Origin of the sequence: Candidatus Didemnitutus sp., from assembly GCA_019634575.1 — a bacterium.
Taxonomy (GTDB): domain Bacteria; phylum Verrucomicrobiota; class Verrucomicrobiia; order Opitutales; family Opitutaceae; genus Didemnitutus.
In genome coordinates this window covers 2369758-2380783 of record JAHCAY010000001.1, presented here as the reverse complement: position 1 = coordinate 2380783, position 11026 = coordinate 2369758, and the positions used below count along the sequence as shown (strand labels likewise).

Annotated in this window: 10 protein-coding genes; 2 read left to right on the top strand and 8 right to left on the bottom strand. The window is 68.2% G+C overall.

Features of this window, described 5'->3' with window-relative positions; all coding sequences use genetic code 11:
* Positions 1-43: 43 nt before the first annotated feature.
* Entirely contained in the window at positions 44-763 is a 720-nt protein-coding gene (locus tag KF715_10130) for a Crp/Fnr family transcriptional regulator (protein ID MBX3737037.1), read from the bottom strand.
* An 85-nt stretch (positions 764-848) separates the two neighbouring features.
* Between KF715_10130 and KF715_10125 the strand changes: the two genes are divergently transcribed.
* Positions 849-1484, top strand: a complete 636-nt coding sequence (locus KF715_10125) for a histidine phosphatase family protein (GenBank protein MBX3737036.1) — start codon at positions 849-851, stop codon at positions 1482-1484.
* Between the two features lie 10 nt (positions 1485-1494).
* On the opposite strand, the gene KF715_10120 is transcribed toward KF715_10125, so the two are convergent.
* The 6 genes from KF715_10120 to KF715_10095 form a co-directional block, all read right to left on the bottom strand.
* Positions 1495-1839: a cupin domain-containing protein gene (locus tag KF715_10120; GenBank protein MBX3737035.1), complete on the bottom strand. Its 345-nt coding sequence runs from the start codon at positions 1837-1839 to the stop codon at positions 1495-1497.
* Entirely contained in the window at positions 1836-2075 is a 240-nt protein-coding gene (locus KF715_10115; protein MBX3737034.1) for a DUF2249 domain-containing protein, read from the bottom strand. Before KF715_10115 ends, KF715_10120 begins: the two co-directional genes overlap by 4 nt.
* A 129-nt stretch (positions 2076-2204) precedes the next feature.
* On the bottom strand, positions 2205-4457 hold the full coding sequence (locus tag KF715_10110) for an MMPL family transporter (protein MBX3737033.1): 2253 nt from the start codon (positions 4455-4457) through the stop codon (positions 2205-2207).
* Positions 4458-4579: 122 nt separating this feature from the next.
* On the bottom strand, positions 4580-6046 hold the full coding sequence (locus KF715_10105) for an ammonia-forming cytochrome c nitrite reductase subunit c552 (protein ID MBX3737032.1): 1467 nt from the start codon (positions 6044-6046) through the stop codon (positions 4580-4582).
* Positions 6047-6104: 58 nt separating this feature from the next.
* On the bottom strand, positions 6105-6581 hold the full coding sequence (gene nrfH, locus KF715_10100) for a cytochrome c nitrite reductase small subunit (GenBank protein ID MBX3737031.1): 477 nt from the start codon (positions 6579-6581) through the stop codon (positions 6105-6107).
* 58 nt (positions 6582-6639) lie between these two features.
* Entirely contained in the window at positions 6640-7842 is a 1203-nt protein-coding gene (locus KF715_10095) for an alginate export family protein (GenBank protein ID MBX3737030.1), read from the bottom strand.
* A gap of 282 nt (positions 7843-8124) precedes the next feature.
* On the opposite strand from KF715_10095, the gene KF715_10090 reads away from it, so the two are divergent.
* The gene (locus KF715_10090; protein MBX3737029.1) at positions 8125-10188 is read left to right on the top strand and encodes a M13 family metallopeptidase; all 2064 of its coding nucleotides are present in this window, start codon (positions 8125-8127) and stop codon (positions 10186-10188) included.
* A 24-nt stretch (positions 10189-10212) separates the two neighbouring features.
* Here the strand turns inward: KF715_10090 and KF715_10085 are convergent, their stop codons facing one another.
* On the bottom strand, positions 10213-11001 hold the full coding sequence (locus KF715_10085) for an SCO family protein (GenBank protein MBX3737028.1): 789 nt from the start codon (positions 10999-11001) through the stop codon (positions 10213-10215).
* Positions 11002-11026: the final 25 nt, after the last annotated feature.

Sequence of the window (11026 nt, the reverse complement as noted above, 5' to 3'; positions counted from 1 at the left end):
GTCGCGGGCCACCTTCGGAGCGAGCGGGACGCCGGCGCTATCTCTACGCCTCGCCGAGGTTGTGGCGCAGCATCGCGGCCAACTGCGCGCCGTCGTGCACCGCGATGCTCTTCGCGGCGACCGTGATGAGCTTCTGATCGCGCAGGCGCGCGAGCGTGCGCGAGAGCGTTTCGCTGCTCGTGCCGAGCTCGGCGGCGAGCACGCGCTTGGTGCCGCGCAGCGGGACGACGCCGTCCTTCGCGTCGCGCGCGTGTTTCACGAGCCAGTTGAGCAGGCGCGTTTCCACGTCCTTGAGCGTGAGATCGTCGAGCATGCCGACGAGCACGCGCAGGTGCGCACTCATCGAGCCGAGCATGCGCACGGCGAGATCCGGGCGTCGTCCGATCAACTCCAGCAGCGGCGCCTTCGGGATGAGCAACACCGTGCTCGGTTCCACGGCGCGCGCGTTCGCCGGATAACCGGTGGGCGAGGCGAGCGAGGCTTCCGCCATCGACTCGCCGGCGCGAAAGACGTGGATGACCTGCTCCTTGCCGGCGGCGTTGACCTTGTGGACGTTGATCGCGCCGCTCTGCACGAGGTAGCAGCCGCGCGAGCTTTCGCCCTCGTGGAAAAGGTAATCGTCCTTCGCGAGCGCCACGGTCTGCGTGAAGCCCGCGATCGTCGTCAGGTCCTCGCCGGAGAGTCCGCTGAACAGCTGCGCGCAGCGCAGCGTGCCGATGAGGCCGGTGAGTTTGAAGTCGGCGGAGCGGGGTGGCGTGGGCATGGCGTGGAGCGGACGCGGGCTTGACCTGGCGGGCGTGGGCCGCGCATCAATTTTCACGATGCGTGGCGAAGCTCTTCTGGCAACCTTGCGAAACGAGGCCCGATCCGGTCATCCGGTGGCGGCCGTGCTGCGGCATGCCGCGCGCCACGCCATCACCGATCCGGCGCATCCGGAGCTGGCCGTCTTGACCGAGGAAGGCCACGCCGCCGCGGAGGCATTCGGCGCGGCGCTCGGGGATTTCGCGCGGGTGCGCTTGTTTTTCAGTCCGGTGTTGCGCTGCCAGCAAACGGCCGAAGGCATCGCGCGCGGCGTGCGCCGGACCGGCGCCACGGTCGAGATCCACGGCGCGCACGAGTCGCTCGGCATCGGCTACACGCGCGATCGCGACGAGTTCGGCCGGCTCTTCGAGTTGCACGGCGAACATTTCGTGCGCCTCTGGTGTGGCGGCGAGTTGCCCGCAGCTGTCATCGATTCGGCCGATCGTTGCGCGAGCGATATCCTCGCGCACATCCGCGAGCGACTCGCCGAGGTGACGTCGACGCCGCGCGCGCTCGATCTGCACGTTTCGCACGACATCAACATCATGGCCGTGCGCGAGCAGCTCGTCGGGTTGCGGCATGAGGACGTGGGTTGGTTGAACTTTCTCGATGGCGTGGCGTTCGGCTGGCGCGAGGGCGGCCTGCGCGCGATCTACCGCGAGCGGCACCGCGAACTCGCCTGAACGCGGCGGCTCACGCGCGCGCGGGCGGCGTGGCTTGAATGACGAGCAGGGTGAGGTCGCTGACGGCTTTGACGGCGTGCGGCGCGGAGGGCGGCAAGTGCAGCAACTCGCCCGGCTTGATCAGGCGTGGCTCGCCGGCGACGGAAAATTCGCACTCGCCGGCGACAACTTGCACGAGCACGCGCGCGGGACTCGTGTGTTCCGAGAGCTCCTGTCCGGCGGCGAAGCGGAAGAGCGTCGCGCGCAGGCCGGGCGCGGTGAGGAGCGCCTGTGAGACGATGCCGTGATCAGGCGCGCGGTCGGGCAGGGCGAGCGCGGCGAGGCCGGCGGTGTCGTTGGCGAGAATAGCTTTCATGGGTTTTGCCTCCAAAAATTCACGGCCCATGCGCCGTCGGTGCGGCGCTCCATCGTCGACTCAAAGCCTTCGCTCTTGAGCAACTCGATCAACGGCGCGGGCAGGAATGGCGCGACGACGGTGAGGCCGTGCGTGGCATCGAGCGCATCGACGCGTGCGCGGATCAACGGAAAGGGTTCCTCGCCCTGAGCCAACAGCGGCCGGACGTCGAAGACTTTGAAGGATTTGGGTTTCATGCGGCGGGAGTCATGACGGAAAGAGTAGCGGAAACCCCGGCGCGGCGCCTTGACGCAAGTCATGCTGCGGGCGCATGGCACGGGCACCCGCGCCGCCGACGAATCCCGAGGCGCCGGTGACGAGGAGTTTCATTCCTCCTTGGACGCCGGCGCGCCGCGCAGGCCCGGCCACCAGTTCCAGCGGCCGGCGAGTTTCATCGCCGCCGGCACCATGAGCGCGCGGACGACGAGCGCGTCGACCGCCACGGCGACGGCGAGGCCGAAGCCGAACATTTTCACGACCACGACGCCCGCGAGCGCGAAGGCGCCGAACACCACTACCATGATCGCCGCCGCGCCGCTGATGATGCGTCCGGTCGCCACGAGCCCGCGTCGCACCGAGGCGTCGCCGTCAGGCATGCGGAGGAACTCTTCCCGCACGCGCGCGAGGATCATGACCTCGTAATCCATGCTCAGTCCGAACGTGAGGCAGAAAACCATGATGGGGATCACGAGCGGCACTGCGCCCGTCGGTCCGTCGAGGCCGAGCCACGCGCCGCCCCAACCCCATTGGAACACCGCCACCATCGCGCCGAAGGCCGCCGCGACGGACAGCGCGTTCAACACCAGCGCCTTCACCGGCACCAGCAGCGAGCGAAACGCGAAGGCCAGCACCGCGAAGGTCGCGGCGATCACCGCACCAAAGGCGACGGGATACGCCCGCAGCAGCATCGCGTCGAAATCGAGCGCGCCAGGCCAGTGTCCGCCGACCGCGAGCGTGAGTCCGGGCACATGCCGCGCGCGCAGCCAGCGCGAGTATTCCTGCGTGTCGCCGTAGGTCGCGTCGTCGTGCAGGACGATCTGCACGAGCGCGGAGCGCCGGTCGCGGCTGAGGATCATGGCGGCGAGTTCCGGCTTCTCGGCGAGGTGGCGTTCGAGGTCGCGGTGGAATTCCCGCACGAGGAACCGTGGCACCATCGGCGCGAGGTCCGCCGGACCGAAGATGCGCGTGGCCCGGGCGTCTTCCCATAGTTCATCCGACAGCGCGATGAAGCCGTCGAGATGGCGCGGGAACAATTCGCCGCCGTCCGTGGCGCGGACGACCACGAGAAACGGCATCGCCTCCTGCGCGACGCCCATTTTCTGGAGCACGGCGAAACCTTCGGTGCTTTCCATCGTCGTGGGCAGCCACGGGCGGTCGGGGAATCCCGGGTGCAGCTTCAGCAGCGGCGCGCTCAGCGCGAGCAACCCCGCGAGGCCGACCAGCAGCGCCGCGATGGGGCGCCGGAGGACGAACGCGGTCCATTTTTCCCAACGCGTTTGGCTTTGCGCGGGAGCGATGCGGAGCGCGAGCCAGCGCGGCGAACCGAGCCAGCGGTCGCACGTGACCAACAGCGCGGGCAACAACGTCAGCGACAGCGCGACGCTCAGCGCCACGACGACGAGGCCGCCGAGTCCGACCGAGCGGAGTTCGAAGAGCGGTGTGAGCAGCAAGCCGGCGAGTCCGATCAACACGGTCAACCCGGAACACGTGATGGCGAAACCCGTGGTGGCGAGCGTGGTCGCGAGCGCGCTCTCGCAATCGTCGCCGGCGGCGCGCTGTTCTTGGTAGCGGTTGACGAGGAAGAGCGAGTAATCGATGCCGAGCGCGAGACCGAGGAGTGTGACGACGTTTTGGTAGAGGATGTTGAGCGGCGTGAACAAGGCCAGCGCCGGCACGACCGCGAGCGCGGCCGTGGTCGAGGCCACGCCGAGGGCGAGCGGCAGCGCCGCGGCGCCGAGCGAGCCGAACACGAAGACGAGCACGATCAACGAGAGCGGCAGCGCGCGCAGCTCGGCGCGCTGCGAGTCGTGCGCGTTGAAGACGCCGAGGTCGTAGTTGATCGCGGAGCGACCGGTGACGCGAACGCTCCACTCCGGGAAGCGCGCGGCCGGCCACGCCGCGCGCACGGCGGCGCGGACGACGGGCACGGCGGCCTCGGCTTCGTCGAAGCGGCCGGCCTTCAACCCGAGCAGCACCGCGACGGAGTGTCCGTCGGCAGCGCGAAATTGGGCGGCGACCTGCTCGTCCGGCACCACGACGCGCGCCACGGCGGGACTCGCGCGCAGGGCGGAGGCGAAATCGGCGAGTGCGGCGCGAAATTCCGGCGCGTCGATGCGTGCGGTGGCGGAGTCGAACGTGATCGCGAGGCTGTGCGTGAACGGATGGTCGAAGTCGCGCGCGAGGGCGGTTTCCACTTCAGCCGAGTCGGTGCCGGGCAGTTGCCCGGAGCCGGCTTGCAGAAAATCCGGCGCGCGGCGGGCGGCGGGCAGGCACAGCAGCAGTGCGAGCGGCCACGCGATGACGACGGCGCGTCGGTGCCGGAACAGCCAGTGGGCGAGTCGCACATACGCAGGGCGCATCGGGGCAGATTGCGAAATGCGACCGGATGGCGCGAGCCAATGTTCCGGGGCGCGCGGCGGCGTGGAAAACGAAGAGGCGCGACTCGGTCGAGTCGCGCCTCTCGATCGGAACCAAACCAAATTTACGGTGTGCCGGCGGCGGTGCCGACGGCGGGAGCGGCCGCCTTCGCGTCGCGGGCGACGGCGAGTTCGCCCTGGCGGGCGTAGTCGATCGCTTCGGCTAGGATGCGCGCGGCCTCTTGCGGAGCGTGGAAGCCCATGGAGTTTTCCGCAGAGACGAAGTCGAGGCGCCACTGCGCCTGGCGCTGGAATTCGCGCGCGGCTTTGAGTTGCGCGTCCGTGGCGCCGGCTTTTTGCGCGGCGACGACGGCGTCGATCAGGCCGACGAGCGCCTTCTCGCCGCGGGTGAGGAGCGCGGCGTTGCGGTCCTGCACGGCGAGGGCGCGTGCCTTGATTTCCTGCTCGGGGACGCGGTGGCAGGTCTGGCAGGCCTGCGCGACGTTGAGGAGCGGCGAGCGGACGTGGTGATTGCTGACCTTGACGGCGCCTTCGCGGACGTAGGGCATGTGGCAATCGGCGCAGGAGACGCCGGCGCGGGCGTGGATGCCCTGGCTCCACATTTCAAACTCGGGGTGCTGGGCCTTGAGCACGTTGGCGCCGGTTTCCTTGTGCACCCAATCCTTGTGGCCGACCTCGTTGTAGTAGGTCTCGATCTGCTCGACCTTCAGGCCCTTGTCCCACGGGTAGGTGACGAGCTTGCCCTCGCCTTTGAAGTAATACTCGACGTGGCACTGGGCACAGACCATCGAGCGCATTTCCTGGCGCGTGGCGTCCTTGTTGGGTTCGTATTGGCCTTTGCGGCCTTCCTTGCGCCAGCGCTCGATGCTCGGCAGGTGCGGCGTCGGGTAGTCGGACTTGGCGAGCGCGCGGATGCCGTTGAGGAAGCCCGGGCGGTTGACGCGGAGCGCCATCGACTCGGCGTCGTGGCAATCGATGCACGAGACCGGGTGCTCGACGAGCTTGGTGGCTTCGGCGTAGGGCATCTTGCAGACGACTTCGAAGCCCTTCTGCATTTGCTCTTCCCAGTGCTCCTTGCCGGCGGGCGCGCCGGCCTTGAGGCCTTGCTCGAGATAAAGGTTCACCGTCGAGGCGTGGCACTGGAGGCAGGCGCCGGGTTGCGGGCGTTTGGTGACGCGCTCGGTCTCGCGCTGGTCCTGCAGCATGTAGGCGTGGCCGCGCTCCTCGCGGTAATCGATGCCGAAGGCGTAGCCGGCGAAGATGCGGCGCCACATGGGATCAGCGTCGAGGTGCTGGAACGCCTCGCTGCCGCCGAAGTTGGTGCGCTCGGTGTCGACGGTGCGCTTGTAGCTGTCGTATTGGCGCGGGTAGTTTTTGCCCCAGACGGCGGGGTCGATCGTCTTGTCGCTGACTTCGACGACGCGGAAGACGTCCTTGGTCGCCTCGGCTTTGCGGGCGACGATGTTCTGGTAGAGCATCAGCACACCGAACGTGGCGATGGCGAAGAGGGCGAGCAGGCCGAGATAGCCGGCGATGCTGAGGCCGCGTTGGCTGGAGAGGCGGGAGTTCATGGCGGGTGAGGGGCGGGGAAGGAGAAAGATTGAGAGAAAGAGGGAAGAGAAAGAGCGGTCAGCGGACGGGGCCGTGGCCGACGTCGCGGTGGCAGTGGAGGCAATCGAGCATCTTCTGCGGATCGCCCGGGTGGGTGTTGATGCCGTCGACGATCTGCTGGTGGCACGCGACGCAGTTTTCCTGGAGCACGGCCACGTTCTTCGGGCGAATCATGATGGGCTCATGAAAGTCCTGCAGCGTGAAACCCTTCGAGTGCCAGTAGCCGTTTTCCGCTTTCGTGAGGTATTTCCGGACGAAGTCGTGCGGCGTGTGGCAATCGTTGCAGGTGGCGACGGCGTGGTGCGGGGATTTCTGCCAGCCGTCGAACTGCTCGCGCATGATGTGGCAGTTCACGCACGCCTTCGGGTCGTTGGAAAAATACGAAAGGCCGTGGGCGAACGTGAACGTGTAGCTGCCGAGCCCGAGGAACAGGCCGATCACGCCGGTGAGCGTCAGTGCGAGGTAGAAACGGAGGCGGGGCGCCGGGGGTTTCATGGAAGGAGTTTAGCAGAAGCGCGACGAGGCGAAGTAGCGGGGAATCCCCGATGGAGGTTCACCACGCGTAGTCGAGTTGGAGCCAGACCTTGCGGACGTTGGCGAAGGCGAGGCTGTCGCGGCGGAAGTCGGCGGCCTTCGCCGTCGCGGTGACGTATTTGCCGAACTTGCGCGAGAGCATCACGTCGGTCTCGGTGCCGAAATCAGTGCTGCCCTTGGCGGCGTCGAACCAGTGGTAGAACGCGGTGAGCGTGACGGCTGCGGGGAGGTTGGCCGTGCCCTTGGCGTAGACGTCGCGCAGGCCGGCGGCGGGCGTGGCGAGGAAGAGATCGGCCCAGCCGTTGAAGGCGTGGAGCGTGGCGAGCGGAGTCTTGAAGCCGACGTTGTTGTCGGAACCGAGCAGCTCGTGACCGAGCGTGAAGCTGACGGACTTCGCCGCGAGGCCGGCCTCCACGCAGTGGTAGACGGTGGAGTAGCTCAGCGGGCTGGAGCCGTAGTCGGACTGCGTCGCGAGTTCGGCGCGGTAGGTGAACTTGAGGGCGTTGCTGATCTTTTGCGCGCCGACGAGGCTGACGCCGTAGGTGGCGCAGGAGTTGGCGGCGGAGTTGTCGAAATCGAGCAGGTAGGCGTAGCCGGTGACGGTGCCGAGCGGGTTGCCGGTGTAGGCGGCGTTCAGCACGTGCGACTCGGAATCCCAGCGGCCTTGCGCGTGGCGGCGCGAGAACACGCGATTGACTTGGTCGAGGTAGGCGTAGGTGAGCGTCGTGTCCTTGAGCGATTTGTCCTGCACGACGAGCGCGTCGAACGTCTGCTGGTTCTGCCGCCAGCCGACGTCGCCGACGAAGCGGGCGTTGTCGAGGATGAGCTTCTGGCGGCCGATCGTGGCGGTGGTTTTGTCGAAAGTGTAGCCGAGCCAGAGCTGGTTCAGTTCGGTCGTCTCGGGATCACCGACGACGGCGCGGCGGGCGGCGGCGGGATTGAGGCCGGACTGGCTGTAGGCGTCGCCGTCGTAGGCGGTGACGTTCTCGCCCTCAACGGAGAACTGCCAGCCGTGGAACTTCGCGGTCGTGAGGCCGAGGCGCGTGCGGAGCGTGAGCGCGTTGGCGTCGAGCAGATTGGTCTGCTGCACGCCTTCGTAGCGCAGGCGGGCGTTGAGCGAGACCTTGCCTTGCGCGACGGCGTCGGTGAGCGAGGCGGGTTCGGCAGCGTGGGCGGCGAGCGCGAGCGCGGCGGCGAGAGGGAAGACGGCGAGGGATTTCATGAATACGGGCAGGTTGTCGGAGCGGCCCGTGGTTGCCGTTGACCCGGGAACGATACCCGGCCGTCGCGGCGAAAACCTTGATCTGCGTCAAGACGCGCCGCCTATAATGGCGCGAACTGCGCGCGATAAGGAGCGACGCGGATGCGACGCGCGCGACCCACGCGGCGCAGTTTGGTCGTGCCAATTGCGCGTTACGTCGGGCGGGACTGCGAGTGGGCTCGCGGCGATTGTGCGGGAACCATCGGGCGCGACTCTGATCGCGTTCTCTACCCCCTGGAAAAAATGAACCACGAATCAGCCTCGCCTCGCGGGTCGCGCTTCCGCGCGGGCCGGATTTCCACGCGTCTCCTGTTCGGCGTCGGACTCGCGTTTCTCGCCGCTGTCCTCGAGGGCGCGACGGAACCCCGGCAGACTCAGCCCCGCGTCGATGACGGCGTGGACATCGCGGTGCATCCGGGCGACGACTTTTTCGCCTACGCCAATGGCGCGTGGCTCAAGGCCACCGCGCTGCCCACCGGGCGCAACCGCTGGACGGCGCGCGATGAAATCGCCGCGCAGACGAAGCGACAGATGGCCGAGCTGTTTGCCAGCGCGGAGCAGGCCGCGCCCGGTTCGACGGCGCGAAAGATCGGCGACTATCGCGCGGCGTTCCTCGACACGGCGGCCATCGAGGCTCGCGGAATCGCCCCGCTCCAGCCGCTGTTGCAGCGCATCGATGCGCTCGGGGACAAAGGTGCGCTGGCCGACTGGCTCGGCGCCGAACTGCGGGCCGATTGTGACCCGCTGAACACCGGCGTCTTTTCCTCGCCGCACGTCTTCGGGTTCGCGGTGCAATTTGGCATTCGCGGCGACGGCCGGCACCACGCCTATCTCCTGCAAGGCGGGCTCGGACTCGGAGCGGCGGAGGCCTACACCGCCGAGACGACGGAAGCCGTGGAAAGCCGCGCGCGCTACGCTTCCGGCATCGCCGCGACGCTGCGTCGCCTCGGCTGCGACCGCGCGGAGGAGAGAGCGCGCGCCGTGCTCGCGCTCGAAACGGAATTGGCGCGCACGCACGTCTCCGACGAGAAATCGGCCAACGAGCGCAACGCCGACCAAGTGTGGCTCCGCAGCGATTTTCCCGCCCGGGCGCCGGGGCTCGATTGGGAAAAGTTCTTCCGCGCCGCCGGACTCGAGGCCACGCCGGAGATCGCGGTCTGGCAGCCGGCCGCTGTGACCGGCATCGCGGCGCAGATCGACGCCCAGCCTTTGGCCGTGTGGCAGGACTATCTCCGTTTCCACCTCGTGCAGCGCCATGCGGACGTGTTGCCGGCGGAGTTTGCCGCCGCCCGCGCGGAACCCACCGCTGCGCGCCCACAGCTCGCGCTGGCCGAGCTCGAGCGTGCGCTGCCCGAGCTGCTGGGCCGGGCCTACGTGGAGAAATTTTTCCCGCCGGAGGTGAAGGCGCGCGTGCAGGCGGTCGCCGACGATATGCTCGCGCATTTCCAGCGCCGCGTGGCCACCGCTCGCTGGCTGAGCCCGGAGGGTCGCCGGCGCGCGCAGGAGATATTGCGGGTCGCGCATTTCAGCGCGGGTCACCCGGAGACCTGGGTGGACGACTCCGCCTTGACGGTCGCGCGCGACGACGCCTTTGGCAACCGCCGCCGCGTGGCGGAATGGCGCCACCGCGCTGCGCTCGCCCGACTCGACCGGCCCGTCGATCTCCGCGAGTGGACGATGTCGCCGCACCAATCCGGCGCGGTGATCAACCTCCTGCTCAACTCCTACAACTTCGCGGCCGCGCTGCTGCAGCCGCCCAAGTTCGACCCGGCGGCTTCGCGCGCGGCGCTCTATGGGTCGATCGGCGCGATCTTTGCCCACGAAATGTGCCACTTCGTGGACACGCTCGGCGCAGACTACGACGCGGGAGGCGCACTGCGTAACTGGTGGACCGACGCGGATCGCGCCGCTTACGCCGCCGCCACGCAGCCCCTCATCGCGCAGTTCGCCGCGCGCCGGGCCGCGGATCTGCCGCTCGACGGACAGCGGACGCTGGTGGAAAATTTCGCCGACCTCGCGGGCTTGGAACTCGCCTTCGAGGCGCACCGCCACGCGCTCGGCGCACGCGCCGCCGACGCGGAATACACGCGGGCGCAGAATCGCGAGTTCTTCATCGCTTTCGCCCGCGCGTGGCGGGCGAAGACCGACGAAGCGGGTCTGCGCCGACAAGTGCAGACCGACAACCATGCGCCGGAAGCGTTTCGCGCCGCTACGGCGCGCAATCTCGATGCGTGGTATGACGCCTTCGACATCCGTCCCGGCGATCGGCTCTACCTCGCCCCGGACGCACGTGTGCGCCTGTGGTAGCGCCGCGGCGCGCGAAGGTGGTTTTTAGAGGGCGGTGAGCGCGGCGACGGCGCCGTCGATGCCGCTTTGCAGGCCGATGCGCTGGTGGACGACTTCGCCTTCGCGGTTGAGGATCGTGAAGAGGTTCGAGTGGGCGAAGGAGCCGTCGGCTTCCTGTTTGTATTTCACGCCGAGGAGAGCGGCGAGTTCGCGGACGGACGCGTCGTCGCCGCGGAGAAGGATCCAGTTGTCGTCGAGCTGGCGGGCGGCGCGGTATTGCGCGAGCGCCTCGACGGTGTCGCGCTGGAGATCGAACGACACGAGGACGAACACGGTGTCCTTGCGCTGCGTGGGCGAGAGGCGCGCTTGCACGGCGAGCAGATCGGTGACGGCGAGCGGGCAGGCGTAGCCGCAGGTGGCGAAGAACAGGTTCACCACAACGGGACGACCGCGCAGGGAGGCGAGGCGAAAGGATTTCCCCGAATCGTCGGTGAAGGAGCCGTCGGCTTGGTAGAGCGAGGTGCGCGTGAAGGGTGCAGTGGTGGTGTCGGCGGCTTCCGTGGGCTTGCAGCAAGCGGCCTTCTCCGCGGAGGCGGGCTTTTCGGCCGCGGCGCAGCACGCGTCCTTGGGTTCCGGTTTCGGCTCGGGCTTGCAGCAAGAGCCGGCGCTGACCGCGATCGCGGCGGAAAGCGCGACCCCGACCGCGGCCAAACGGACGGAGTAACCTAATAGGTTACCGCCCCATAGTGAGAGCGAGCGGGATGAGTAACCTATTGGGTTACTCGGCGCGGGGGGGCGGGAAGACGTTGGGGTGGGGAAGGACGTGGTGTTCATGGCGTGGCGCGGAGAAAGATTAGGA

Coding starts and splice junctions, on each gene's coding strand:
- KF715_10130 (MBX3737037.1), bottom strand. CDS start 763: ATGCCCACGCCACCCCGCTCCGCCGACTTCAAACTCACCGGCCTCATC.
- KF715_10120 (MBX3737035.1), bottom strand. CDS start 1,839: ATGAAAGCTATTCTCGCCAACGACACCGCCGGCCTCGCCGCGCTCGCC.
- KF715_10115 (MBX3737034.1), bottom strand. CDS start 2,075: ATGAAACCCAAATCCTTCAAAGTCTTCGACGTCCGGCCGCTGTTGGCT.
- KF715_10110 (MBX3737033.1), bottom strand. CDS start 4,457: ATGCGCCCTGCGTATGTGCGACTCGCCCACTGGCTGTTCCGGCACCGA.
- KF715_10105 (MBX3737032.1), bottom strand. CDS start 6,046: ATGAACTCCCGCCTCTCCAGCCAACGCGGCCTCAGCATCGCCGGCTAT.
- nrfH (MBX3737031.1), bottom strand. CDS start 6,581: ATGAAACCCCCGGCGCCCCGCCTCCGTTTCTACCTCGCACTGACGCTC.
- KF715_10095 (MBX3737030.1), bottom strand. CDS start 7,842: ATGAAATCCCTCGCCGTCTTCCCTCTCGCCGCCGCGCTCGCGCTCGCC.
- KF715_10090 (MBX3737029.1), top strand. CDS start 8,125: ATGAACCACGAATCAGCCTCGCCTCGCGGGTCGCGCTTCCGCGCGGGC.
- KF715_10085 (MBX3737028.1), bottom strand. CDS start 11,001: ATGAACACCACGTCCTTCCCCACCCCAACGTCTTCCCGCCCCCCCGCG.